A 24,278-nucleotide genomic window follows, 5' to 3' on the forward strand; every position below is an offset into this window, starting at 1 on the left:
AGTGGTTATTTCTTATGCAAGCAAGAGAGAACATACGCAACATCGCCATCATCGCGCACGTAGACCATGGCAAAACAACGCTGGTTGACAAGCTGCTTCAACAATCGGGCACATTTAGGGAGCATGAATCCGTACAGGAGCGTGCGATGGACTCGGGCGATCTGGAACGCGAGCGCGGCATTACGATTTTGGCCAAGAACACGGCCATCAATTACAAGAACTTCCTGATCAACATCGTAGACACGCCTGGACACGCCGACTTCGGCGGCGAAGTAGAACGGATTATGAAGATGGTTGACGGCGTATTGCTCGTCGTTGACGCCTTCGAAGGTTGTATGCCGCAGACGAAGTTCGTACTGCGCAAGGCGCTTGAGCATCAGCTTACGCCGATCGTAGTCGTGAACAAGATCGACCGTCCTAACGCAAGACCGACAGAAGTCATCGACGAGGTGCTGGACTTGTTTATCGAGCTTGGCGCCAACGACGAGCAACTGGAGTTCCCGGTTGTGTACGCATCCGCTCTGATGGGCAAATCCAGTCTGGATCCCGAGAAACAGGACGACAACATGCAGGCGCTGTACGAGACGATCGTCAGCCATATCCCGTCCCCGACGGAAAGCACGGTAGACCCGCTTCAATTCCTGGTTACGCTGCTTGACTATAACGAATATCTTGGCCGCATTGCGATCGGCCGCGTTAACCGCGGCACAATCAATCAAGGCCAGTCTGTCGCGGTAATCGACCATGACGGCAAGACGAAGCAGGCTCGCATCGAGAAGCTGTTCGGCTTCCAGGGGCTTAAACGCATTGAAATTCCTGAAGCCGGAGCAGGCGATATTGTCGCCATTGCCGGCATTCGCGAAATCAACATCGGCGAGACGATCGCAGATCCGCAGCGTCCAGAAGCGCTGCCGGTGCTCAAGATCGACGAACCGACTTTGCAGATGACATTTCTGGTCAATAACAGTCCGTTCGCTGGCCGCGAAGGCAAGTGGGTGACGTCCCGCAAGCTGCGCGAGCGTCTCTTTAAGGAGCTGGAGACGGACGTGGCGCTTCGCGTCGACGAGACGGAAAGCCCGGATGCCTTCGTCGTATCCGGACGCGGCGAGCTGCATCTCGGCATTCTGATCGAGAATATGCGCCGCGAGGGCTTTGAGCTTCAGGTATCGAAGCCCGAAGTAATCGTGAAAGAAATCGATGGCCTTAAACAAGAGCCGTACGAGCGTCTGTTGATCGACGTGCCCGAAGAAAGCATGGGTTCCGTTATGGAGTCTCTGGGCACTCGCAAAGCAGAGATGGTTAACATGATCAACAATGGCAGCGGACAAGTACGTCTGGAGTTCATTATCCCGGCTCGCGGTCTCATCGGCTACCGGACCTCGTTCCTGACGCTGACTCGCGGCTATGGCATTATGAACCACGCATTCGACAGCTACGGTCCGCTTGCCGGATCCAGCGTGGGCGGCCGTCACCAAGGCGTTCTGGTTGCCAGCGAAAACGGTACATCTACCTTCTACGGCATGATGGGCGTAGAAGATCGCGGCTTGCTCTTCTTGGAGCCGGGCGCAGAAATCTATGAAGGAATGATCGTCGGCGAGCATAACCGCGACAACGACATCATCGTCAACATTTGCAAGGAGAAGCAGTTGTCCAACGTTCGTTCCGCGGGCAAGGACGACACCGTTAAGCTGAAGACGCCGGTCATCTTCTCCTTGGAGCAGGCTCTCGAGTATCTGAACGATGACGAATATTGTGAGATTACGCCGAAGTCGATTCGTCTGCGCAAAAAAATTCTGGTGAAGAGCGAGCGCGAGCGTGCGGAAAAACACCGGAAGATGTCGCAAGCTGGCGTGTAATCAACCAGCGCACCCGCGAGGGAAGGCCTATTACGGGGAGTTCGCCGCCAAGGCGGACTCCCCTTAACGTTGTAGGAGGGAATATCCATGCAGGAATGGTTAAGCGATCATAAGTTGGTTTCATATCTGATCATTTTGGCTTTTACGATCTACATATTTAATTCAGTCTTCCGTCCGCAAGCGAGGCTACCTATTCTTAAGGAGATTCTTGTTTATCTGCTGATGGCATTCGGATCCTTTATTCTTATGATTCTTCAGGTGGACAAGCTGCCCATCATCCAGTGTATGGCTGTCGCCGTCATTATGATGCTCATGCTGAGAGGCAGGCAGCTGTACGATAAGTGGAAGAAAGGCAAAGGGCCCCAAGACGGTACGGGCAAGCCGGAGTCGGGACGATGAGACTGGAGGACGCTTTGTTTTATTGGCTGCAGATCAAGCTGGTTGCCGAAGGCCGTCCGGATGACGATGCGGCGCTTCGCACGCTTGCGTTCTTCGAAGACATTTTGCGCGAGGACCATGGACTGGATCAAGTTGCAGTCTCGTCGATGGACAATGCACGGATTGAGGTAACCTACGAGAAGGCAGGCAAGCCATACAGCCAGCACTATCCTCGCGAGCTAGGCGAAGCGTTGCTTCAAGACATTATTTCGAATCCCAAATATAACTAACGAGAAGGTGGACTCCATGAGCCAAACATCCTTGCCCCCACGCTCGGAATCGCGCGGACAGACGAAGCCAACCCCCGCAAAGGGCAAAAAACCGAAGAAGGTAAAAAAACGAAAAAGGGGATTGTCCATTTTTCTGGGCGTCTTCGCAGGTCTGCTCATTCTTGTCGCAGCTGCGCTTGGTTATGTCGTACTCAAGACGACGGATGCGATCGACAATATAAGCAGCGTAAGCAATAACGATGAAGGTGTAAAGGTGCCCGTCGCAGAGTCGGTAAAGAAGAAGCCCGTAGCTATGGTGCTGATGGGGCTCGATTCGAGAAGCCACGGCGGCGGATTGAATACGGACGTCATGATGGTGGCGGCATTTGATCCCGAGACAAAAAAGGCAACCGTCGTCTCCATTCCGCGAGATACATATATTGCCGTTGAAGGCTACAAAGGACGTAAAGCCAACAGCATCTATGCAGCTTTCTATAGCGATGCAAAGAGCAAGGGGGCCGATACGGAAAAAGCGCAGCTAGCCGGCAAAAAGGCGGTGAGCGACGTACTGGGCAAGCTGTTCGAAATTGACATCAAATATGCGGGAATCATTAATTTCCAAGGCTTCAGCGATGTTGTAGACGCCGTGGGAGGCGTGAAGGTCAACGTCGACATGCGAATGAAATACACGGATAACGCCGACGGCACGAAAATTGATCTGCAGCCCGGCATTCAGAACCTTGACGGCGACAAGGCGCTTGACTTCGTACGATATCGGAAGTCGAATGACGGCCGCAATATGTCGAGCGACTTCGACCGTAACCGAAGACAAAGCGAGGTAATTGGCGCGATCGTTGACAAGCTGACTTCCCTTGGAGGCGCGGCCAAGATTGGTTCCGTCATCGAGGCGGTTGGCAATAACATTCGAATCGATATGCCAAGCAGGGAAATTACGCGGATGCTGGAGACGTATTATTCTGTCCGAAGCGATGACATTACGTTTCTTGCCCTTGACGGCGTCTGGCGCAGTCCCTATGTATATGCCGACGAAACAAGCCTTGCGAACGTCCGTACCGCCCTTAAGGAGAAAATGGGAGAATGAGCGTAGACTAACCTTAATATGATAACTTATAATGGAGCTAAGCTGCAGCTTATTCCCCCACATTCCAAGCCAAGGAGGTTGTGCGGATGACCGAAGAGAGAAGAAAGGGCAACCCGCTGCTTAATAGCACCTGGCGCTTGCATCAATTGGCTGAGAGCATGTTTGCAGACAACTTAATGGACAAGGAAGGCCGAGCTATGCCCGGCCTATGTAAAAAAGCCTAGTGAACCTCACTAGGCTTTTTGCAATTACAGGAAAGCAAATGTCGTCTGCGCTCCTTATTTGTCGCCGTTCATCGTATTCGGCCGGCCGGACTGCTGCCGCGATTTTGGATCATTATCGGCAGGCATAATGTCTCTCGGAACCTGCGGTATAATGCGTCCCATCATATCGGCCAGCTCCTCCGCGAATCCTGCAATGGGACGTCCATGGCGGATATCTTGACCAATCTCTGCCAGCCGGTTCGAAATATCAAGATCGGCCGTGACGAAGGCATCCACGCCGTAAGGATCGTTGCGCAATGCTTCCGCAACGGAATATTTGATGACGCCGACTCGGGATCGCTCCAGATTGCCGTCGACGTTGATGCCGACGATGGCCGTATTGCCGACAATAACGCAATGTGCGCTTTCTACGCCCTCTACGCCCGCAGCCAGCTCCTCCAGACGAACTTCTACGGCCGCCGGATCCTCGATCAGCTTTTTGCCAGGCTCGTTCTGCTGGGTTCTAACGGACCCATTATGATATGGAGAGGGTGATGGTTCATTCCGCACGCTGGTGCCGCAGCCTGATACGACAACCGCCGCAGCGATCATGATTATTATCCATTTGTACATGTCTGCCACCTCATTCATGTGTGTACTCGCATGCGCGAACGCGCGAGCATCGTATGTCCAGTAGTTTGTCCGCTGCCAATTGAGGCTATGTATGCAAATGTATAACCGATGCCGGGAGGGGTACCATGAAAAAAATATTCGTGCTCGATACCAATGTGTTGCTGCATGATCCTCAGTCGCTCTTTGCATTCCATGATAACGAGGTCATCATCCCCGCGATCGTACTGGAAGAACTGGATTCCAAAAAAAGGCTGGCCGACGAGCTTGGCCGCAATGCCCGCTCCGTATCGCGACTGCTGGATCAAATGCGCGAGGAAGGGCATCTTCACGAAGGAATCACGCTACCGGGCGGAGGCTTGCTCAAGGTAGAGCTTAATCATAGAAGCTTCTTGCGCGTTCAGGAGATGTTCGGAGAGATGTCGAACGACAACCGGATTCTGGCTGTTGCGCTGAACTACAAGATGGAGCAAGAGGACGTTCTCGAGGAAGAAAAGCGGAGCGTCGTGCTCGTCAGCAAGGATGTGCTGGTACGCATTAAGGCGGATGTGCTCGGACTGCAAGCGCAGGACTATCTCTCCGACCGCAACGTCGTCGACTCCGACCTGTATACCGGCTATCTGACGTTGTTCGTTCATCCATCGGTTATAGACGAATTTTATACGTATCGCTTTCTGAGCATCAATCAACTCCAGCTTAAGGCCAAGCTCAATCCCAATGAATTCGTCATTTTGCGGGACGAGATGGGGACGTCCAAGTCGGCGTTGCTCAAGGTCAGTCCGGACGGCTTAAGGCTGGAACCTCTCTATCTCAGCAACGAACCCGTATGGGGCATTACCGCCCGCAACGCCCAGCAGCGCATGGCGCTGGAATTGCTGCTTAACGACGATATTCCGCTTGTTACTTTGTCCGGCAAGGCAGGTACGGGGAAGACGCTGCTCGCCCTCGCGGCAGGACTGCTGAAGGTTGAGGACGAACACAAGTATAAGAAGCTGCTCATTGCCAGACCCGTTGTTCCGATGGGCAAGGATATCGGCTATTTGCCTGGGGAGAAGGAAGAGAAGCTGCGTCCGTGGATGCAGCCCATCTATGACAATCTGGAGTACCTGTTTGATACGAAGAAGGCAGGTGATATCGATAAAATTCTGATGGGAATGGGCAGCATACAGGTCGAAGCGCTGACCTACATTCGCGGACGCTCCATTCCGGGACAGTTTATAATCATAGACGAAGCTCAAAACTTGACGAAACATGAAGTAAAGACAATCGTCTCGCGGGTCGGCGAAGGAAGCAAAATCGTTCTGATGGGCGATCCCGGCCAAATCGATCATCCTTATCTCGACTCGCTTAGCAACGGACTGACGCATATCGTAGAGAAGTTTAAATACGAGGGCATCAGCGGCCATATGACGCTGGAGAAGGGCGAACGCTCCAAGCTGGCCCAGCATGCGGCTGATTTGCTGTAAAACGTATCTGTTGGTTTAGCTGACAGCCATATCCTTCAGGAAACCAAGCACGGTGCACGAGAAGCGGCAAATCTCGGCAACGGCTTGGTTTTTTGCTGCTGGGGGGGATGGTCGGCCCATTCTTAGGATATGGGCTTGGACAAAAGGGAGAAAAGCTGGTATCCTATACGCAACTATGAACGGAAGCCGGAAAGGACGAATACGTTGACCTTGCGCAGAATTGTCCCGCTGCTGATCGGCGCGCTTCTATTGGCTGCCTTGCTGCTCCTGCATTTTACCCGCGTACTGGACTGGAATTGGGCGAGGGAAAGTCAGGGCGACAGCCAGTCGCCCGTTGTTTACGTCGGAGCGGAGAGGGTGGATACGCAGCCTTCGGAACTTTATGTAACCGTTTCCCTTGATGACGCGAGCTTCGCTCGCTTGACAAAGTTAAACGACAGATTTATAGCGCAATACCCGCACATCGAGGTCCATCTCCGCAACGAAGCTCCCGGAAGTCTGAGCTTCGAAGACTGGCTGACTGCAGGCAAGCGGGGCGATGCGCCGGATGTGATGTTGTTAAATAATGCCTTGGTGCTTCCATTGGCCGTACAGGGATACTTGAAGTCCGTCGACGCGCTTATGACGGGAGACATGCTGACGGATCAGCTCGCGGGCTTATTGGAGCCGCTGCGTTGGAATGGTTATCTGTGGGGCGTCCCGGCCGACATTGAACCGTATCTTCTCTTCTGGAACAAAGATATGTTAGCCGAGCTCGGTCAGCAATCTCTAATCCCGGATATCGCGAGACTGGATGAAACGTTAAAGAAGATGGCAGACGCGAATGCGGGGGAGCCTGCATACTTTACAAACCTGAGTCCTGGCGATTTGCATCAATTGCTGATCTGGGAAGCCAAATTTCATCAGGGAGAAGGAAAGTTCATTGCCTTAAAAAAAGCAGAAGAGACGGGAAGCGCGCCTCATCTGGAGTGGCTGAACAGCCATGCGGAATATGTCTCCGGCATTCCGATGTCCCAGCCCTTTAAGCTTAGCGAGCTGCTGATAGACAATCGCTTGCTTAGCGCCGTTATGACATGGGGGGCTTATTCGAAGCTGAATAAGGGGGTGCAGGAGAAGCTGATCCTTGATTCGGAAGGTTTGTCGTATCCGTGGCTTAATGGCAGCAGCTTCGCGATCTCCGCGGGCAGCAAACACGATGATGACGCCATTATTTGGATCGAGGGGATGACGGGGGCCGCCAATTCTGATGCCGCCTTTGGAGACGCCGGGAAGCTGCCTGTTCGAGCTTCGTTATACGGCGAGCAAGACCAGCTCGCATTCCGCAACGGGCCAATGCCGCCGGTATGGTGGTACGAAGCGCTTAACGCCAAGCAGCCGGAAGGAGAGAATGCCTTGGCCGATCCCTTGTGGCCGCTGCGCTGGCAGCAGTGGGAAGCGGAGTGGCGTCTCCATTCCGGCGACGGCGGACTTCGTATCGCGGAATTTCTAGCGGTTGTTACGAGCAAACATCATGAATAAGTACAGATTCTCCCAAATCGAGCGTATTCGTTTTGCGATATTGGTTCCGCTTTTAGAGTGACACGCTGAGCTTGATAATCAGCTCGCCATCTTTTATTTCCACTTCCTTCGCTTTCAGGAAGGACAATACGAGCCCGGGGTAGAAGCCCAAGTCGAATTCTTCCTCCAACGATTGACGCGTCGTGTCAGGCAAGGCGAAGCCGTTAAACAATAATTCATCCACGTGGAAAATAATGCCATTCTTCGGCTTGTCTTGAATGCTGTAACGGCCGGATACGCTAATTTCCATTCCATCGCGCTTGCCGTGCGCCGTTATCTCGTTCTCTTCGAACGTAAAGGAAAACTGGTTAAAGCGTTCATCCTGCTCCCGAAGAAACTCGTTCAGCTTCTCCTCTGTCACGCGGATCGTGTAATTGAAGCCTTTGATCTCCAGCATATCCTTATTGTCTTGCACCCAGCCCGGGAGCTTGCCCATGGCCGATGACAGCGCCTTAAAATATTCGCGAACCTCGGCGAGACCTGCCGTCTCCCAGAAGCTGGTCAGTTCCTTCATGAGAAGTCTGATTCGCTCGCTGTCCGATCGTCCGTTTAATTGTCCTTCGAGGTTCTTTTCCAGAGCCTGTACGCGCTCGCGCTGTTCTTTTAACCTGCGCTCCACCTCGGCTAGCTCTGTCTGCCTGCCTTCCAGCTTCCGATAGTCATCCTGCATGCTGCGGTATTCGCCGATATAGTCGTTCATCCTGGATTGGTCTTGTGAGACGATGATATCAATATAATCGAGTACCTGGAAAAAAGAAGTCCAGGACTTCATCGTCAGCAGGGCTGTAAACATGGAATCCCGTTCTCCAGTGTAATAAGCATGAATCACATCGCCGGCTTGTTCGCGCTTGTCCGCGATACGAAGCTCTTGCTCGTGCAGCGCTGCCTCGGCTTCGGTCATCGTGGAGAGCAGCTCCTTGCGTTTTTCTTGAATGCGAAGGATTTCTTTGTCGATCTCAACGACGGACAGACTTTGCTCCAGCAGCTCGCGAATGCCGTCATCAGGCGGATTCTCTTGCTTCTCGGCCATTACAGGAAGCTGAAGGGCGAACGTAATGCCGACGAGAATCGCTGCGAGCATACCGATGATCCTTCGTCGATAATAGATAGCGGCCAACGTCATCCTCCCTTCTTACCCCTCTATTGTATGCGACAGCCATTTCTATTACCACATAAGATTGCAGGAATCTGAAATTCTTATTGGCGATAAAACCCACCTCTTGCTTACGAAGCGGCTTTGCTTTGCAAAGCTGGAGGTCGCACATCTTCGAAAGGCCTCGATAGAGGTTTTCTCATATCTTAGTTTAAGAAAAGGATGAATAACCCATGACGATCATAAAAGGACCGGCTTCTGCGGCAATCGAGAAACGAATATCCGAGTCCGGCTTGCGCGGAGCGGAGCTGTCGGCTGGCGGCGGGGCAGCCTGCATCACGTTCGCAGACTATATGGAGGCTTGCTTGTACGATCCCGAATCCGGCTATTATCGTGTCGGAGGCGCCAGAGTAGGGAAGTCAGGCGACTTTTATACCGTATCCGGCGTTGGAGATCTTATGGCCAGAGCGATCGCCGGAGCCGCTCTCCAATGGCGCTCGGAGACTGCGAGAGATGATCTTGCGTCACTGCTGCTTGCAGAATGGGGAGCGGGCACGGGCAGGCTGTCCGCTCAGCTGGCTGCCGTCTTGTCGGAAGTCGAAGACGGATCGGGGATTCCCTTCAGGCAGCTCCTCGTCGAGGACCATAAGGGCCATCAGAATGAGATTGCCGAGACGTACAAGATGCTGCATGGGGGACCGCCCCCCGTGGTAAGAAGCTCGGACGAGGTTTGGGAACAGGCGGAACGTTTGCTTGCCGGACCATTGTTGTTGATAGCAAATGAACTGCTGGACGCATTTCCCGTCCACCGGGTAACTCGCAAGGATGGAGTAATAGTGGAGCTCGGAGTGGCGGGAGATGCGGAGAACGGCTTCCGTTATGTCCGGCTGCCTCTTACTGACAAACGCATTCGGATGGAAATGGACCGGGGCGAGCTCACCTTGGAGGAAGGGGATATAAGGGAAGTTTGCCTGGCGGCAGGGGATTGGATCAGACGATTGGCGAGCGCGATGGGGCACGGAAGGGTTCTGATCATCGATTACGGAGATTGCGGCGAGGAGTTGTCGGCTCCTTATCGAAGCGAGGGTACTTTTATGACCTACAGCAATCATCTTGCTTCCGATGAGCCGTTTCATAGGCCGGGCGGACGGGATTTGACGGCGCATGTTAATTTTACGGCTGTTAGACGCTGCGCCGAGGAAGCGGGCTTTACCACCCTTTATTACGGCACTCAGAAGGAGTTCCTGCTGGAGCAAGGGATGCTACAGCTGCTTGTCGAGCATGACGGTGCCAATCCGTTCTCGTACGAATCACGGCGCAACCGTGCCATTCGTCAGTTGCTGCTTGGAGACAATATGAGCGAATCATTTAAAGTGTTGTTGCTGGAGAAACGTGAAAGTTCCGAATAGCGCACCTAAAAAGAGCTGTCCGTACGCAGAACGTATTCTGCATTCGGACAGCTCTTTGTGCTTCAGGATTGACTAGAACGGCAAACTCATCTTGAAGACGGACCAATACGTGAATCCAATAAATGAGATCGCCATATATCCCCAGAACATCGTTATGTAAGTGCGTTCGGAGAAATTCAAGTAGCCTAGAAATACGAACGCTACAGCTTGCGCGAAGAACAGAAGCGCAAATTCGGTCATATGGCCTGCAAAAGCCATGAGCCCGATTACTAAGCACCAGAAACCAAGTACCCGATACATGCGTGCCATGTTACATCCCCCTTCCGCCTTGGCCCATTTTTTCTAAACTTCATTATAACGCCTGTCATCTGGAGTGTAAACCTGAAAGCGTGACTAATTCGCAATTTTTTGTGACGAGATGATATCCGCTTCTGACAGTTTGCTCAACCTTCTCCGAATTCATGTATGAGGAGTTCAAAATTTGGTTATACAATTTAGTATCCAATAGATTCTATGAACTCTACCAAGGGCATAGAGATAAAGTAAGCGCCTTTACGTTAGGAGGTTTCGATGGCATGACAGCAGTAAGACAAGATGCGTGGAGTCCGGACGACGATCTTATTCTCGCCGAAGTGACGCTGCGCCATATTAGAGAAGGCAGTACCCAGCTTGCCGCGTTCGAAGAAGTAGGGGAGAGGATTGGACGTACGTCGGCTGCTTGCGGCTTCCGTTGGAATAGTTGTGTCCGTAAGCGTTACGAGGATGCCATTCAGATTGCGAAGCAGCAACGCCAGAAACGCAACTATTTGAAAAAACAAACCGTAACGGCAGCTTCGGCTGCTACCTCGCAGGTTTCTTCGATCTCGGTATTCGAGACGGAGGAGCGTATCTTCAAAGGGGATACAAACTCGTTGGACGAAGGATTGTCCGTCGATGCGGTGATCCGATTCTTGCGTACATGGAAGTCGACTTATCAGGATTTGTCCCGTCAAATCAAGCTGTTCGAAAAGGAAATGAAAGACAAGGAAGAGGAGTTGTTCCGGCTCCGCAGTGAGAATGAGAGATTGAACCACGAAGTCAACAACGCCCAAACCGATTACCGGACGGTCAACGATGACTACAAGACGTTGATCCAGATTATGGATCGAGCTCGCAGACTTACCGTTCTCTCGGGTGAAGAGGAAGCGAAGCCAAGGTTCAAGATGGATGCGAACGGAAATTTGGAACGAATCGAATAAGTTATGCGCCATGAAAACCCGCCGTTCTTGGAACGGCGGGTTTCTCTATTGTATAATGGCAGAATATGAGCAATTACGGGAGGAACCAGCTTGCGGATCGGAATTATTGGAGGGGGCTCCATTGGGCTGCTATTTGCATCGAAGCTGGCAGCGGTCGGCGCGGAAGTCACGGTCTGGACCCGAACGGAGGAACAAGCTTTCGCTATTGCGGCAGAAGGCATTCGGCTTTGGGATGCGGAAGGCGGGGAACATACGATTGTCGCGGGCGGAGAATGGCTGTCCAGGGAACGATTGGCGAAAATGGAGGCTGGTCAGTTGGAACGGGCTGATTGGTATCTGCTTGCGCTTAAGCAGACGGACTTGTCGAAGGAAACTTCCGAACTCATCGCGGAGCTGATCAGACGGACGCCGGATCGTCCGCCTCTCCTTTGCATACAGAATGGCACAGGACATCTCGGGAAGTTGACGGCCGCATCGGCTGGAGACTTCTCCATCTATAATGCGGTGACAAGCTCAGGCGCAAAGCGCGAAGACATGCGCTCGGTACGACATACCGGCCAAGGCTCCTTATTCCTTGCAGGGACGCCGGAATGGAGTCAAGGGGATCGCAGAAATCAAGGGGCAGAAGATGATATTCGTCAAAAAATGTTGCTTACCTTCCTTAATCGGGCAGGATTTGACGCTTCGTTGTCGAATGACATCCATAATCGGGTTTGCCAAAAATTGCTCATCAATGCCGTCATCAATCCATTGACGGCGCTGTACGATATACGAAACGGCGAATTGCCTGCCCATCCGGCGAGGCGTTCGCTCATGAAGGCGCTTCACGACGAGACCAAACCCGTTTTGCTTGCTGCAGGCATGAAGGAGTGGCCGGACAGCTGGGAGTCCGTGCTCGGCGTGTGCGAACGGACAAGCTGCAACGTGTCCTCCATGTTGGCCGACGTTAGGGCCGGCAAGGGAACGGAGATTGATTCCATTAACGGAGAGATCGCGCGTATGGCAGCCGCAAGGGGATTGTCTGCGCCGCTTAACGAGTCGATGCTGCGGCTGGTAGAGGCTCTCGGCAAGAGATAGATCGGAAGCGGGGGGAGAGTAAGCGACATGTTTGCAATTATAGATAGTCTGTGGAAGGCGACGACTGCGCTGGCTTTATTTCCAATCGTGCCTTTCGTTATTGTGCTGTTCGGTTATGGCGCATATGTGAGAGACCGAAAGAAGGCTCTCCGCATGGCGATGGATGTTTCGACGATCTTTTTGATCTTATGCGTATCCGGACAGTACAGCCTGATGTTCGACAGTACCTTCGGCTTCTACGGCATTTTGCTGATTATGATTCTGGCGGCGGGATTGCTTGGCAATGCGCAGTTCCGCAAGCGCGGGAGCGTGGATGTGAAACGGATATTCCGCGCCATATGGCGGCTAAGCTTTTTCGCCATGAGTTTTCTCTACGTCATCTTCATGATCGTGCTGCTAGGAAAAGTTATCTTTTCTGTAGCGTAGTCGCGATCTTGGCAGTATCGTAACGTCTCCGCCAGCGCGGAGACGTTTTTTCTTTTTGACGTCCGTGCGGATGTTCCTGTACAATTGGGAATGGTCTCACTATATTTTTCTCAGTGCATAAGAGCTGGCAGGATGACATGGAGGTGCAAGACCGGGATGAGTCAAGAACGTTATCAGCTTCCTGTCGCGCAGGCGCTGACGCAAGCATACATAGAAGGCAATCGCGAGGTAGTGGAAGGCTTGTATGGCTATCACGCCGGATCTCTCCTAGATTGGGAGAAGCGATTCGCTTGGCTGCAAGGCAGTACGAATACACGAGCAGCATCGGCGGAGGTCGCTTCCGTGCTGCGGGAATATAATGAACGACATGGGGCGGCGCAAGCTGCCATGCGCAATATAGCGGCTCTGGCGGAAGGGGCGCCAGTGGTTGTCGGCGGTCAGCAGGCCGGACTGTGGACGGGGCCTCTGCTCGTCATTCACAAGGCCGTATCCGTCATCGGGGCGGCGAAGTCGGCAAGCGAACAGCTTGGCGTCCATGTCGTGCCTGTCTTTTGGATCGCCGGCGAGGATCACGACTGGGATGAGGCTAATCATGCCTATGTCGTAACCGCCGAACAAGAGCTGCGCAAGCTGACGGCTTCCAAGCCGGAGGGCAGCAGAACCTCGGTGAGCCGGACTCGAATTGCCGAAGAGCAATGGGAGAAGCTTGTCGGCGAGTTGGAGCAGAGTCTGCCATCCTCGGAATTCAAAGCTTCCTTTATGGAAAAGCTTCGTCAATTGACGAAATCCAGCGGGACATTATCGGATATGTTTGCGTCCATCATGGCGATTATGTTCGGCGAAGAAGGACTCGTCCTGCTGGATGCCGACGATGCTGCGCTTCGCGCGCTGGAGGCGCCAATGTTCCGCAGAATGCTGGAAGAGAATGATGTGCTCAGCTCCGCTTATTCGTCGGCCGCCGAGAAGGTGCAAAGCTTTGGCTTCCCGCTGCAGGCCGAAGTGGCGGAAGATGCCGCCAATCTGTTCCTGTTTCAGGGGGACAAGAATGATGAGCGCACGTTGCTGTACAAGCGGGAGGGCGGCTTCCGAGACAGGAGAGATACGGTCTTCTGGTCGAAGGATGAGCTTCTGAGGGTTGCCGGGGAACGGCCTCAGCAATTCAGCAACAACGTCATGACCCGCCCCATCATGCAGGATTATCTGCTGCCGGTGCTTGGCGTCGTGCTGGGACCCGGCGAAATCGCCTATTGGGCAATGACGGGAGAGGCATTCCGGACGTTTGGCATGGAGATGCCGATTGTTGTGCCACGGATGTCCTATACGCTTGTCGAAGGCGGCGTCGTTAAGAACATGGCCAAATACGAGCTTTCCTTCCATGACGTCATGGAGTCGTTCGAGGAAAAGAGAGCGGCATGGCTGAAGGGGCAGGACAATTTGCATATCGAAGCCCGTTTCGGCGAGGCAAGGGCTGCCTTCGAGACGATGTATACGCCGTTGCTGGAGCTTGCCGGCTCCGTTCAGGCTGGTCTGATCAAGCTGGGCGAGACAAATATGGCGAAGATCATGGAGCAGATCAGCTATATGGAATCCAAGACGATCGAGGCGTATAACAAACAATTCGAAGCTTCGACCCGACAGCTGGATCGTATCCGAATCTCGCTGCTGCCTTTGGGCAAACCGCAGGAACGTGTCGTCAATATGGCGGTGTATTGGAATCGCTACGGCGACGACTGGCTGAAGAAATTGCTGGAGACGCCTTTCAGTCGAACCGGCGGTCACGAAATCGTATACTTGTAAATAACAGGAGGCAATCAGAATGAGCGCAAAAGACAATAGCATTATCGCAGATCTGACGTTGGCGCCGGAAGGACATCTAAAGATTGATTGGGCAAGCTCGCATATGCCCGTGCTGAACCGGATTCGCGAACAGTTTGAGAAGGAGAAGCCTTTTCAAGGGCTGAAAGTATCCATCTCGCTCCACCTCGAGGCAAAGACGGCTTACCTGGCCAAAGTTGTTCAAGCAGGCGGCGCGGAAGTGACGATTACAGGCAGCAATCCGCTTTCCACGCAGGATGATGTGTGCGCGGCGCTTGTGGAGGACGGCATTACCGTATTTGCGAAATACAACCCGACATCGGCGGAATTCAAAGCATTGAATATGAAGGCGCTGGAAAACAATCCGGATCTCATCATCGACGACGGCGGCGATCTCGTAACGCTGCTGCATACGGAGAGCAAACAACATGCCGTTAATCTTCGCGGCGGAGCGGAAGAAACGACAACAGGCATCATCCGTCTCCGTGCTTTGGAGAAGGAAGGCGAACTCCAATTCCCGATGATCGCCGTTAACGACGCGTATTGCAAATATTTGTTCGATAATCGCTATGGCACGGGACAATCCGTGTTCGACGGCATTAACCGGACAACCAATCTTGTCGTAGCCGGCAAGACGGTTGTCGTTGTCGGTTATGGCTGGTGCGGCAAAGGCGTTGCAATGCGCGCCAAAGGCCTTGGCGCCAATGTGATCGTCACCGAGATCGACGCGATTAAGGCGGTAGAAGCCTATATGGACGGCTTTGCTGTCATGCCGATGCTGGAAGCGGCCAAGCTTGGCGACATGTTCGTCACTGTAACCGGCAACCGCGACGTCATTCGCGGCGAGCACTTCGAAGTGATGAAGGACGGCGCGATTTTGTCCAATGCCGGGCACTTCGACGTAGAAGTAAACAAGGTAGAGCTGGAAGCGATGTCCGTCAGCAAACGTACGGTACGCCGCAACATCGAGGAGTACAAGTTGAACGATGGCCGCAAGTTCTATCTGCTTGCGGAGGGCCGTCTTGTTAACTTGGCGGCCGGCGACGGCCATCCGGCAGAAATCATGGATATGACTTTCGCCCTTCAGGCGATGTCGCTCAAATACGTAAACGATCAATACAAGTCGATCGGCAGCAAAGTGGTCAACGTGCCTTATGAGCTTGACGAGCAAGTAGCGCGCTACAAGCTGGAGTCTCTGGGCTTCGGCATCGACAAGCTGAGCGCCGAGCAAATCGCCTATCTGGACAGCTGGGCGGAAGGCGAATAAAACTGCCAATTTGCCTGGGGAAGTCGGTTACAGAATAACGCCAAGAATCATAAAACCTTTCGCGTTGAGTTTTGCGCGGAAGGTTTTTTTTGACTTATTAGGAAATCAAGCGCCCCTCTTCGCTGGAACCTTTATCTTCCAATAATCGTCTGATAAGTTGAAGCCAATGGTCAATGGCTTGGTTTGAAGACTGCCATAACGAAAAAGGGGGAATTAACGATGGGGTTAATGTCTGAAACAAAAAGAAGACGAACCAAATGGCTGCTCGCAATGATGCTTGTTCTGGTGGCGGCCATGCTGATGACGGGATGTCAGGCATCCGATTCGGATTCGGCTAAAAACGCCGGAGGAAGCGGAGGCATGGCGGATTCTCTTGAAGTCCCGGCAAACGTTGAAAGCGAAGAGAGCGGCTCGATTGCGAATACAAACACATCCAACCAAGCCGCTTCGGGCGAAAAGTCAATCGTAAGCTCGGGAGGGACTGTTACAGGGGGAGGCGCCGGCGCTTCCGGCATGGGATCGGCTGCGAACGGCGAACCATTCAGCGGTAAAATTATTTATACGGCCAAAATGGCGTTGAAGGTAGAAGATATTGCGAAGGCGGGAACGGAGCTGCGCGATATCATTCATGCAAGCGGAGCTTATATTCTGCAATTTAATGACTCCAGATACGACGGGGAGATCGCTTCTCTCTATACGATTAAAGTGCCTGCGGGGGGCTTCATGTCGTTCGTGGACAAGATGGCGGAAATACCGAACGTCAAATTCCAGCAGGACATTTCCGGTAAGGATGTATCGGAGGAATATGTCGACCTGGAGTCGCGTTTGAAGGCTAGAAGGTTAGTTGAGGAACGACTGCTAGGCATGATGGAAAAAGCAGACAAGGCCGATGACTTATTAAAGTTCTCCAACCAGCTGGCGGAGGTACAGGAGCAAATCGAGCAGCTATTGGGCCGAATCAGGTATCTTGACGCGAATGTTGCCTATTCTACCGTTGAGTTAAGAATTTACCAGGTCGATCAGAAGATGGCCACCGGCTTGGAATCGGATTCCCAATCTTTCGGTGCCAGACTGTCAGGAGCTTTAACCGGCAGCTCCAAGGCGGTCTGGGCCGGAATTCAGGGATTAATGGTCATACTTGCGGGGGCGCTGCCCGTTCTGGCCATCCTTGCCGTAATTGGAATTCCGGTATTCTGGTTCGCGAAGCATAGACGAAAAGGAATAAATTCGCGCTCGGGGATGCCGCAAGAAAAGAACGCGCCGCCGGAAAGTTAATCTTTAACAACCTAAAATATTTAAAGAAAATCCTGCTGACCAAGCAGGATTTTTATTTTAGGTGGCGAACTACTGTATTCAGGTGGGGAAAAGTGGGGCAAAGTGGAGCGTTAGGGGGAAGGAGTGGAGCGGAATTATGTTTATGGGTGAATATCAACATAGCATTGACGAGAAGGGGCGTATTATCATTCCTTCGAAATTCCGCGAATCGCTCGGTACGACCTTTATCGCCACGCGAGGCCTTGATAACTGTTTGTTTGTGTACCCCATGAGCGAGTGGAGCGTGCTGGAGCAGAAGCTCAAGTCGTTGCCGCTGATGAAGTCCGACGCGCGGGCGTTCACGAGGTTTTTTTTCTCGGGAGCTACAGAATGCGAGCTGGACAAACAGGGCAGGGTAAACATACCCGGCCATCTGCGAGATTATGCCAAGCTGGATAAAGATTGTATGGTGCTCGGCGTTTCAAGCCGGGTGGAAATTTGGAGCAAGCAGACATGGGAAGGCTACTACGAACAGTCGGAGCAAACTTTCAACGAAATTGCGGAAAAACTGGTTGATTTCGATTTTAACTTCTAGAGCATATCGGACATCGAGAACGGGAGGAAAGACGGCGTGTTTCAGCATACGACAGTATTATTGGAGGAAGCAGTTGACGGATTGGCCATCAAGCCTGGCGGCGTCTACGTAGATTGTACGCTCGGCGGAGCCGGGCACAGCGAACTGATCGCATCCAGACTAAGTGAAGGCGGAAGGTTGATTGCGTTCGACCAGGATGACTGGGCGCTAAGCAACGCGCGAGAACGGCTGGCTCCCTATATGGATAAAGTAACGCTGGTCAGAAGCAATTTCCGCTATCTGGAGCAGGAATTAAGAGGCTGCGACGTGCGCATCGAGAACGGCGTGCCTCAGGTAGACGGCATTCTGTTCGATCTTGGGGTATCCAGTCCCCAATTGGACGAGGCGGAGAGAGGTTTCAGCTATAACCACGACGCGCCGCTGGACATGCGGATGGATCGCGAAGAGTCGCTTACGGCGCATGAGATCGTCAACGAGTGGGAGGAGCGGGAAATATCCCGCATCCTTGATCGCTACGGCGAGGAAAAGTTCGCGCGCAATATCGCCCGCAACATCGTGAAGGCAAGGGCAACCGCGGCGATAGCCACCACGGGAGAGCTGGCGGAGCTGATCAAGGTTTCGATACCCGCGGCGACAAGAAGAACGGGTCCGCATCCCGCGAAACGTTCTTTCCAGGCGCTTCGCATTGCCGTCAACGACGAATTGGGAGCGGAAGAAGAAGCGCTGGAGAGCGCGGTTCGCTGCCTGGCGCCTGGCGGCAGAGCTTCCGTGATTACATTTCACTCGCTTGAGGATCGTATTTGCAAGTCGATTTTCGCCAAATATGTGGAGAAATGCACGTGTCCGCCGGACTTCCCGCTATGCGTATGCGGGAACAAAGGGACGCTCAAGCTGATTAACCGGAAGCCAATCCTGCCGAGCGAGAGAGAGCTGGAGGATAACCCGAGAGCCCGTTCGGCCAAATTGCGAGTAGCGGAAAAATTATAGAGTGGCGAAATAGGAACATTTTATTCATAAGGGGGATTACATTGTGGCGTATGTGAATGGAAATCTGGCACTTCAACCGAAGAAGAAACCGCAGCAGGAGCCACTTATCCGGGAAACCAAAAAACTTGTCGTTAAACGGAAGTCGTTGCCGGTTCAGGAGAAGCTGCTATATTTGTTCACCGTACTGATTTGCGTAGTGGTTGCAGGAGTCATCATTTTCCGATATGCGCAAATCTACGATATGAATATTCAAATCACGAAGCTTAACTCAGAATACCAAGGTTTGAATGTAGAGATCGAGGAACTGAAGAGGCAAGTGGAGACGCTCAACGATCCAGAGCGGATTAGGCAGCTGGCGGAGACGCAAGGCATGGTCAGCAGCGAGGATGCTGGCATTACGGTGAAGACGGGCGGCGAGCAATTGACGACAGTCATGCAAGAATAGGGTGATCGCAATGGGGAAACGAATTAAACTGCGGACATTGTTTTTTGGAGGGATCATGACCCTCCTTTTCTTTGTCCTGATAGGTCGAATCTATATGGTGCAGGTCGTAGACGGCGCGATGTGGTACGAAGAAGCGAAAAAAAGATGGTCGGCCGCCGACACGATGAAGGCGAAGAGGGGAGAGATTACGGACAGGGACGGCAACGTTCTTGCGATGGACACGATAGCTTATAACGTATCGGTAGACCCGCAGATTATTAATGATGCGGACATAGCAGAGGAGGTCATTGACGGACTGCATGAAACCCTCGGGATCGACAAGGACGAGCTGACGAAGCAGGTGACGGCCCAGAAGGAAGACGGCACCTTTTATCGATCGCGGGAGCTGCGCAAGGGAGGCTGGCTGATCGACAAGCCGGTGGCGGATGGCGTAGCGGCGTTCCGCGACGAGCTGAAGGGAAAACTGAGGGAAGATGGCAAGAAGCTGGATACGGGCATCTATATGGTAGAGACGCATAAACGTTTCTATCCCAGGAATTTCCTGGCCTCGCAGCTCGTAGGTTATGTCAGTCTCGATGGCGAGAACAAAACGGGGGTCGAGGCGTACTTCGACGATCAGTTGCAGGGCGCTGACGGTTTTATCCGGTATGAGAAAGACGGCAAACGCGTCCAATTGTCCAAGGGAGAGGTCGATTTCCAGGCGCCGAAGGACGGCAACAATATTAAGCTGACGATCGATAGCGACATACAACAGTATGTAGTGGAGGCGCTGCGCGATATTGTGAAAAAATATTCGCCGAAAAGCGCAACGGCAATCGCGGCGGATCCCGACACAATGGAAATATTGGCCATGGCCAATATGCCGGAATTTGATCCTAACGAATACGCGAAGTACGATTACGCCAACTTCTACAACCATGCTGTAGGCTCGTTATATGAGCCGGGTTCTACGTTCAAAATCGCTACGCTGGCAGCCGCGGTGGAGGAAGGCGTGTTCAACCCGGATGAAATTTACCAATCAGGCAGCATTGTCGTGCCCGGGGATCCCAGACCGATACGCGAACATAACCGTAGAGGGTGGGGGAAGATCAGCTTTCTGGACGGCTTGAAATATTCCAGTAACGTCGCGTTCGTTAAACTGGGCTTCGAGAAGCTCGGCGGAGAAAAGCTTCGCGATTATTTTACGAGATTCGGTTTCGGTCAGAAAACCGGCATTGAGTTGACAAACGAACTGGCTGGGAAAATAGATTTGCTGGGCAACAGGGATATCGCTTCGGCTTCGTTCGGACAAGGCAGGGTACAAGTAACCGCTATCCAACAAGTAGCGGCTGTCGCAGCTGTAGCGAACGGCGGCAAGCTGATGGAGCCGCATATCGTTAAGAGCATTACAGATCCTTCGACGAATACGACGACGGTGACGGATCCGAAGTTCGTTCGCCAGGTCATTTCCGAACAAACATCCAAGCAAGTCGGCGAATATCTGGAGCAAGTCGTCTCCGACCAGGACAAGGGAACGGGGAAAAACGCGTATATCGAAGGCTACCGAGTCGCAGGCAAGACGGGTACCGCGCAGAAGGTTATCAACGGCAAATATTCCGATAATAAATTTATGGTTTCTTTTATTGGTTACGCACCTGTGGAAAATCCCAAGATCGTGCTTTATATCATGGTCGACGAGCCGAACAATCCGCTTGCCGGGGGCGGTTCGGTCGCGGCACCTGCTTTTCGGGAGATCGTTTTAAAAAGTCTGAAAAAGATGGGGATCGCGCCAGACTATAACATTGAAAGCGATGAGGAATCTGACAATAAGGAAGCGAAGATTGCAGTTCCGAAGGTGCAAGACTTAAGCGTTGCGCAGGCGAAGGCCGAGCTGCAGGGCAAGGGATTATCGTTTGAAGTCGTAGGCGGCGGCGACAAAGTGCTGAAGCAAATTCCGGCAGCAAGCTCGCTCATCTATCCCGCGCAGAAGGTATATATTGTGACGGAGAAAAAGGATCAGCTGGCCGTGCCGGATCTGACGGGCGTCTCGCTTCGGGATGCGCTGGAGCTGACCTCCTTGATTGGCGCGCGCCTCGTAACGGAGGGGACTGGTTACGTCGTCAGCCAGCAGGTTGTAGAAGAGAACGGCGGGCGGCTGGTCAAGGTGCAGCTGGTCCCTCCAGAGGGCGCTGAAGGCTACGACGAAGCGCTAAGCGCCTCCGGCGGCGGTGGCGAAGAGTCCGATACTGGCGAAGAGGGCGGCGAATCCCAATCGGATGACGAATCAGATGCCGGAGAATCCGGCGGTTCCGAGGATTCGACGGACGCCGACATCGAACCGCCGGTTGGCATGCAGGGCGGCGAGAACTGACCGATTTCGAGCTTGGCTGGCAGCGCGCAAGATTCGACGTCGAATAAGCTTCTGGGTGATGTTTTGAACTTCCATTCCAATAAAGGTTCAAAATGTTCGCTTTTCAGCACCAAGAAGGTTGTACGAAGTCGGGAAATGAGGAGCGGAGCGTAGCTGTAAGCTACGTGAGCACCGGAATGACTGGCAGCGTGCAAGATTCGACGTCGAATAAGCTTCTTCGAGCAGCATCGTGATCAAGGGTGGATGTTTTGAATTACCATTCCAATAAAGGTTCAAAATGTTCGCTTTTCAGCACCAAGAAGGTTGTACGAAGTCAGGAAATGAGGAGCGGAGCGTAGCTGTAAGCTACGTGAGCACCGGAATGACTGGCAGCGTGCAAGATTCGACGTCGAATAAGCTTCTTCGAGCAGCATCGTGATCAAGGGTGGATGTTTTGAATTACCATTCCAATAAAGGTTCAAAATGTTCGCTTTTCAGCACCAAGAAGGTTGTACGAAGTCAGGAAATGAGGAGCGGAGCGTAGCTGTAAGCTACGTGAGCACCGGAATGACTGGCAGCGTGCAAGATTCGACGTCGAATAAGCTTCTTCGAGCAGCATCGTGATCAAGGGTGGATGTTTTGAATTACCATTCCAATAAAGGTTCAAAATGTTCGCTTTTCAGCACCAAGAAGGTTGTACGAAGTCAGGAAATGAGGAGCGGAGCGTAGCTGTATGCTACGTGAGCACCGGAATGACTGGCAGCGTGCAAGATTCGACGTCGAATAAGCTTCTTCGAGCAGCATCGTGATCAAAAGCGGACATTTTGAACTTCATCTAAAGGGGCTTGTTCTATCCCTCTCTTGTGTTTCATAGTCTGGGAATGAGCGTCAGTGTACGCTTATTCGCAAGGCTGGAGGCGAAGAGGGGGATTTCTACGATGAAGGTATCTAACGTAACGGTTAGGCGACGGTTGTTCGTCGTGCTCATTCTCGCAGGCGTGGCGTTTATCGCCCTATGTTTAAGGCTTGGCTATGTACAGCTGTACAAAGGCGCAGAGCTTGCAGAGAAAGCGGAAAATTCGTGGAGGCGCGACATTCCGTATGTCGCGAAGCGAGGCGAAATCTGGGATCGCAACGGCGTGCAGCTAGCCTATAATATAAGCACGCCCACTGTATGGGCGATACCCGTGCAGGTCAAAGAGAAGGAAGCGGCGGCAGCTACGCTGGCGCCATTGCTCGACATGTCCCAGGAAACGCTGCTCAAAAAAATTTCAACGAAAGAAATGATCGTCCGGTTGGGGCCGGGCGGTAGAAAGATGACGCCTGAGAAGGCCGATGAGATCCGTGCGCTCAACCTCCCAGGCATCGTCGTCGCGGAGGACAGCAAGCGGCATTATCCGTTCGGCAGTCTCGCAGCCCACATGCTGGGCTTCACGGGCATCGACAATCAAGGACTCACCGGCATCGAGTCGAAATACAACGAAGCGCTGACCGGCATTCAAGGCAACGTATCCTTCTTGTCCGATGCGGCTGGCCGGCAGATGCCGAATTCGTCCGATACATACGTTGAGCCGCAAGAAGGCCTGACGCTGCAGCTCACGATCGACAAGGAAATACAGGCTGTCATGGAGCGAGAGCTGGATCAGGCCATGACGGGCCTGCAAGCGGATAGTGTCATCGCGATCGCCATGAATCCGAAGAACGGAGAAATTCTCGGCATGGCGAGCAGGCCTACCTACGAGCCGGACAAATACCAGGAAGTGCCGAGCGAGGTGTACAATCGGAATCTTCCCATCTGGATGACGTACGAGCCGGGTTCCACATTCAAGATCATTACGTTGGCCGCCGCGCTCGAGGAGAAAAAGGTCAATCTCAAGAACGAGCATTTTTTCGATCCGGGAGCGATAGAGGTCGGCGGAGCGAGGCTTCGCTGCTGGAAAAAAGGCGGTCATGGCAGCCAAACGTTCCTTGAAGTCGTCGAAAACTCCTGCAACCCTGGTTTCGTTACGTTAGGCAACCGGTTAGGCAAGGAAACGCTGTTCCAATACATCAGGGACTTTGGCTTCGGCTCGAAGACGGGGATCGACATTAACGGTGAAGAGAACGGGATCCTGTTCAAGCTGAGTCAGGTAGGGCCTGTAGAACTTGCGACGACGGCGTTCGGTCAAGGCGTCTCTGTGACCCCGATTCAACAGATCGCGGCGGTATCGGCTGCGATTAACGGCGGAACGTTGTATAAGCCCCACGTGACGAAGGCGCTCATCCATCCGGATACGGGAGAGGTCGTCAAAGAAGTGGAGCCTGAGGCGGTGCGTACCGTGATTTCGGAAGAGACGTCGAAGCAGGTGAGAGAAGCGTTGGAGAGCGTCGTAGCAAAGGGTACAGGACGCAACGCGTTCATCGACGGTTACCGGGTCGGAGGCAAGACGGGAACGGCGCAAAAGGTCGTTAACGGGCGTTATTCGCCCAATGAGCATATCGTGTCGTTTATCGGCTTCGCGCCGGCGGACGATCCCCAGATCGTCATCTACGTGGCGGTAGATAATCCGCAAGGCATCCAGTTCGGAGGTTTGGTCGCGGCCCCTATCGTACGCAATATGATGGAGGATGCGCTAACGATTTTGGAGGTTCCTCGCAGGGAGTCGCAGATTGACAGGCTGTATAAGTACGGAGAAACGCCTATCGTTACCGTGCCGAATCTGATCGGCAAGAGCGTCTCCGATCTGTATGAGGATTTGAATATGAACTTCAATCTGACCACCGCAGGCTCCGGCAAGGTGGTCATCCGGCAGGCGCCGGCGGAAGGGGCGAGAGTCGACCGGGGCTCGACTATCCGGATCTATCTCGGCGATGAAGAAGACATTCCGCATTCCCACTAGCCA

22 protein-coding genes are annotated in these 24,278 nt (G+C 53.0%); 19 read left to right on the forward strand and 3 right to left on the reverse strand.

The window, feature by feature from the left end; all coding sequences use genetic code 11:
* Window positions 1–14: 14 nt before the first annotated feature.
* From typA to B1748_RS36800, 5 genes are all read left to right on the forward strand, one after another.
* Window positions 15–1,856, forward strand: a complete 1,842-nt coding sequence (gene typA, locus B1748_RS09525; protein WP_087567664.1) for a translational GTPase TypA — start codon at window positions 15–17, stop codon at window positions 1,854–1,856.
* A gap of 87 nt (window positions 1,857–1,943) precedes the next feature.
* Window positions 1,944–2,255, forward strand: a complete 312-nt coding sequence (locus B1748_RS09530) for a YlaH-like family protein (RefSeq protein ID WP_087567665.1) — start codon at window positions 1,944–1,946, stop codon at window positions 2,253–2,255.
* Complete coding sequence (locus B1748_RS09535; protein ID WP_087567666.1) at window positions 2,252–2,524, forward strand: hypothetical protein; 273 nt, start codon at window positions 2,252–2,254, stop codon at window positions 2,522–2,524. The genes B1748_RS09530 and B1748_RS09535 overlap by 4 nt, the downstream gene beginning before the upstream one ends.
* A 16-nt stretch (window positions 2,525–2,540) precedes the next feature.
* Window positions 2,541–3,605, forward strand: a complete 1,065-nt coding sequence (locus tag B1748_RS09540) for an LCP family protein (RefSeq protein WP_087567667.1) — start codon at window positions 2,541–2,543, stop codon at window positions 3,603–3,605.
* A gap of 86 nt (window positions 3,606–3,691) precedes the next feature.
* Window positions 3,692–3,829 carry a hypothetical protein gene (locus B1748_RS36800; protein ID WP_179215504.1) on the forward strand — a complete coding sequence of 46 codons (138 nt, stop codon included), beginning with the start codon at window positions 3,692–3,694 and terminating at the stop codon, window positions 3,827–3,829.
* Window positions 3,830–3,883: 54 nt separating this feature from the next.
* On the opposite strand, the gene B1748_RS09545 is transcribed toward B1748_RS36800, so the two are convergent.
* Complete coding sequence (locus B1748_RS09545) at window positions 3,884–4,441, reverse strand: YhcN/YlaJ family sporulation lipoprotein (RefSeq protein ID WP_087567668.1); 558 nt, start codon at window positions 4,439–4,441, stop codon at window positions 3,884–3,886.
* A 125-nt stretch (window positions 4,442–4,566) separates the two neighbouring features.
* Between B1748_RS09545 and B1748_RS09550 the strand changes: the two genes are divergently transcribed.
* Together B1748_RS09550 and B1748_RS09555 are read left to right on the forward strand one after the other, a co-directional pair.
* Entirely contained in the window at window positions 4,567–5,904 is a 1,338-nt protein-coding gene (locus B1748_RS09550) for a PhoH family protein (RefSeq protein ID WP_087567669.1), read from the forward strand.
* A gap of 135 nt (window positions 5,905–6,039) precedes the next feature.
* On the forward strand, window positions 6,040–7,422 hold the full coding sequence (locus B1748_RS09555) for an extracellular solute-binding protein (RefSeq protein ID WP_179215505.1): 1,383 nt from the start codon (window positions 6,040–6,042) through the stop codon (window positions 7,420–7,422).
* A gap of 52 nt (window positions 7,423–7,474) precedes the next feature.
* On the opposite strand, the gene B1748_RS09560 is transcribed toward B1748_RS09555, so the two are convergent.
* A complete protein-coding gene (locus B1748_RS09560; protein ID WP_087567671.1) occupies window positions 7,475–8,578 on the reverse strand; it encodes a coiled-coil domain-containing protein in 1,104 nt (367 codons plus the stop codon).
* 209 nt (window positions 8,579–8,787) lie between these two features.
* Here B1748_RS09560 and B1748_RS09565 point away from each other — a divergent pair, with 209 nt between their 5' ends.
* Entirely contained in the window at window positions 8,788–9,963 is a 1,176-nt protein-coding gene (locus B1748_RS09565) for a class I SAM-dependent methyltransferase (protein ID WP_087567672.1), read from the forward strand.
* A gap of 72 nt (window positions 9,964–10,035) precedes the next feature.
* Here B1748_RS09565 and B1748_RS09570 read toward each other — a convergent pair whose 3' ends face one another.
* Complete coding sequence (locus tag B1748_RS09570) at window positions 10,036–10,272, reverse strand: DUF2626 domain-containing protein (RefSeq protein WP_087567673.1); 237 nt, start codon at window positions 10,270–10,272, stop codon at window positions 10,036–10,038.
* Window positions 10,273–10,538: 266 nt separating this feature from the next.
* On the opposite strand from B1748_RS09570, the gene B1748_RS09575 reads away from it, so the two are divergent.
* From B1748_RS09575 to B1748_RS09625, 11 genes are all read left to right on the forward strand, one after another.
* On the forward strand, window positions 10,539–11,201 hold the full coding sequence (locus tag B1748_RS09575; RefSeq protein ID WP_087567674.1) for an RsfA family transcriptional regulator: 663 nt from the start codon (window positions 10,539–10,541) through the stop codon (window positions 11,199–11,201).
* A gap of 90 nt (window positions 11,202–11,291) precedes the next feature.
* The gene (locus tag B1748_RS09580) at window positions 11,292–12,278 is read left to right on the forward strand and encodes a ketopantoate reductase family protein (RefSeq protein WP_179215506.1); all 987 of its coding nucleotides are present in this window, start codon (window positions 11,292–11,294) and stop codon (window positions 12,276–12,278) included.
* A gap of 27 nt (window positions 12,279–12,305) precedes the next feature.
* The gene (locus B1748_RS09585; RefSeq protein ID WP_087567676.1) at window positions 12,306–12,704 is read left to right on the forward strand and encodes a DUF3397 domain-containing protein; all 399 of its coding nucleotides are present in this window, start codon (window positions 12,306–12,308) and stop codon (window positions 12,702–12,704) included.
* A gap of 156 nt (window positions 12,705–12,860) precedes the next feature.
* Window positions 12,861–14,501 (forward strand): bacillithiol biosynthesis cysteine-adding enzyme BshC, encoded by a 1,641-nt coding sequence (gene bshC / locus B1748_RS09590; protein ID WP_087567677.1) that lies wholly within the window; start codon window positions 12,861–12,863, stop codon window positions 14,499–14,501.
* A 19-nt stretch (window positions 14,502–14,520) separates the two neighbouring features.
* Window positions 14,521–15,786: an adenosylhomocysteinase gene (locus B1748_RS09595; RefSeq protein WP_087567678.1), complete on the forward strand. Its 1,266-nt coding sequence runs from the start codon at window positions 14,521–14,523 to the stop codon at window positions 15,784–15,786.
* A 219-nt stretch (window positions 15,787–16,005) separates the two neighbouring features.
* Window positions 16,006–17,061 carry a DUF4349 domain-containing protein gene (locus tag B1748_RS09600; RefSeq protein WP_087567679.1) on the forward strand — a complete coding sequence of 352 codons (1,056 nt, stop codon included), beginning with the start codon at window positions 16,006–16,008 and terminating at the stop codon, window positions 17,059–17,061.
* A gap of 136 nt (window positions 17,062–17,197) precedes the next feature.
* On the forward strand, window positions 17,198–17,635 hold the full coding sequence (mraZ, locus tag B1748_RS09605) for a division/cell wall cluster transcriptional repressor MraZ (protein WP_087567680.1): 438 nt from the start codon (window positions 17,198–17,200) through the stop codon (window positions 17,633–17,635).
* 36 nt (window positions 17,636–17,671) lie between these two features.
* Complete coding sequence (gene rsmH, locus B1748_RS09610) at window positions 17,672–18,622, forward strand: 16S rRNA (cytosine(1402)-N(4))-methyltransferase RsmH (RefSeq protein ID WP_087567681.1); 951 nt, start codon at window positions 17,672–17,674, stop codon at window positions 18,620–18,622.
* Between the two features lie 43 nt (window positions 18,623–18,665).
* Window positions 18,666–19,067, forward strand: a complete 402-nt coding sequence (gene ftsL / locus B1748_RS09615; protein WP_087567682.1) for a cell division protein FtsL — start codon at window positions 18,666–18,668, stop codon at window positions 19,065–19,067.
* A gap of 10 nt (window positions 19,068–19,077) precedes the next feature.
* Window positions 19,078–21,417, forward strand: a complete 2,340-nt coding sequence (locus B1748_RS09620) for a penicillin-binding transpeptidase domain-containing protein (protein ID WP_087567683.1) — start codon at window positions 19,078–19,080, stop codon at window positions 21,415–21,417.
* A gap of 917 nt (window positions 21,418–22,334) precedes the next feature.
* Complete coding sequence (locus tag B1748_RS09625) at window positions 22,335–24,275, forward strand: stage V sporulation protein D (RefSeq protein ID WP_087567684.1); 1,941 nt, start codon at window positions 22,335–22,337, stop codon at window positions 24,273–24,275.
* The last annotated feature ends 3 nt before the right edge of the window (window positions 24,276–24,278 follow it).

Origin of the sequence: Paenibacillus sp. MY03, from assembly GCF_002165585.1 — a bacterium.
In the GTDB taxonomy this organism is placed as follows: domain Bacteria; phylum Bacillota; class Bacilli; order Paenibacillales; family Paenibacillaceae; genus Pristimantibacillus; species Pristimantibacillus agaridevorans.

Excerpts from the sequence above, each read along its gene's own strand:
- B1748_RS09585 (WP_087567676.1), top strand. The coding sequence starts at position 12,306 with ATGTTTGCAATTATAGATAGTCTGTGGAAGGCGACGACTGCGCTGGCT.
- typA (WP_087567664.1), top strand. The coding sequence starts at position 15 with ATGCAAGCAAGAGAGAACATACGCAACATCGCCATCATCGCGCACGTA.
- B1748_RS09620 (WP_087567683.1), top strand. The coding sequence starts at position 19,078 with ATGGGGAAACGAATTAAACTGCGGACATTGTTTTTTGGAGGGATCATG.
- mraZ (WP_087567680.1), top strand. The coding sequence starts at position 17,198 with ATGTTTATGGGTGAATATCAACATAGCATTGACGAGAAGGGGCGTATT.
- B1748_RS09595 (WP_087567678.1), top strand. The coding sequence starts at position 14,521 with ATGAGCGCAAAAGACAATAGCATTATCGCAGATCTGACGTTGGCGCCG.
- B1748_RS36800 (WP_179215504.1), top strand. The coding sequence starts at position 3,692 with ATGACCGAAGAGAGAAGAAAGGGCAACCCGCTGCTTAATAGCACCTGG.
- bshC (WP_087567677.1), top strand. The coding sequence starts at position 12,861 with ATGAGTCAAGAACGTTATCAGCTTCCTGTCGCGCAGGCGCTGACGCAA.
- B1748_RS09535 (WP_087567666.1), top strand. The coding sequence starts at position 2,252 with ATGAGACTGGAGGACGCTTTGTTTTATTGGCTGCAGATCAAGCTGGTT.
- B1748_RS09550 (WP_087567669.1), top strand. The coding sequence starts at position 4,567 with ATGAAAAAAATATTCGTGCTCGATACCAATGTGTTGCTGCATGATCCT.
- B1748_RS09565 (WP_087567672.1), top strand. The coding sequence starts at position 8,788 with ATGACGATCATAAAAGGACCGGCTTCTGCGGCAATCGAGAAACGAATA.
- B1748_RS09570 (WP_087567673.1), bottom strand. The coding sequence starts at position 10,272 with ATGGCACGCATGTATCGGGTACTTGGTTTCTGGTGCTTAGTAATCGGG.
- B1748_RS09575 (WP_087567674.1), top strand. The coding sequence starts at position 10,539 with ATGACAGCAGTAAGACAAGATGCGTGGAGTCCGGACGACGATCTTATT.
- B1748_RS09530 (WP_087567665.1), top strand. The coding sequence starts at position 1,944 with ATGCAGGAATGGTTAAGCGATCATAAGTTGGTTTCATATCTGATCATT.
- B1748_RS09545 (WP_087567668.1), bottom strand. The coding sequence starts at position 4,441 with ATGTACAAATGGATAATAATCATGATCGCTGCGGCGGTTGTCGTATCA.
- B1748_RS09625 (WP_087567684.1), top strand. The coding sequence starts at position 22,335 with ATGAAGGTATCTAACGTAACGGTTAGGCGACGGTTGTTCGTCGTGCTC.
- B1748_RS09600 (WP_087567679.1), top strand. The coding sequence starts at position 16,006 with ATGGGGTTAATGTCTGAAACAAAAAGAAGACGAACCAAATGGCTGCTC.
- B1748_RS09540 (WP_087567667.1), top strand. The coding sequence starts at position 2,541 with ATGAGCCAAACATCCTTGCCCCCACGCTCGGAATCGCGCGGACAGACG.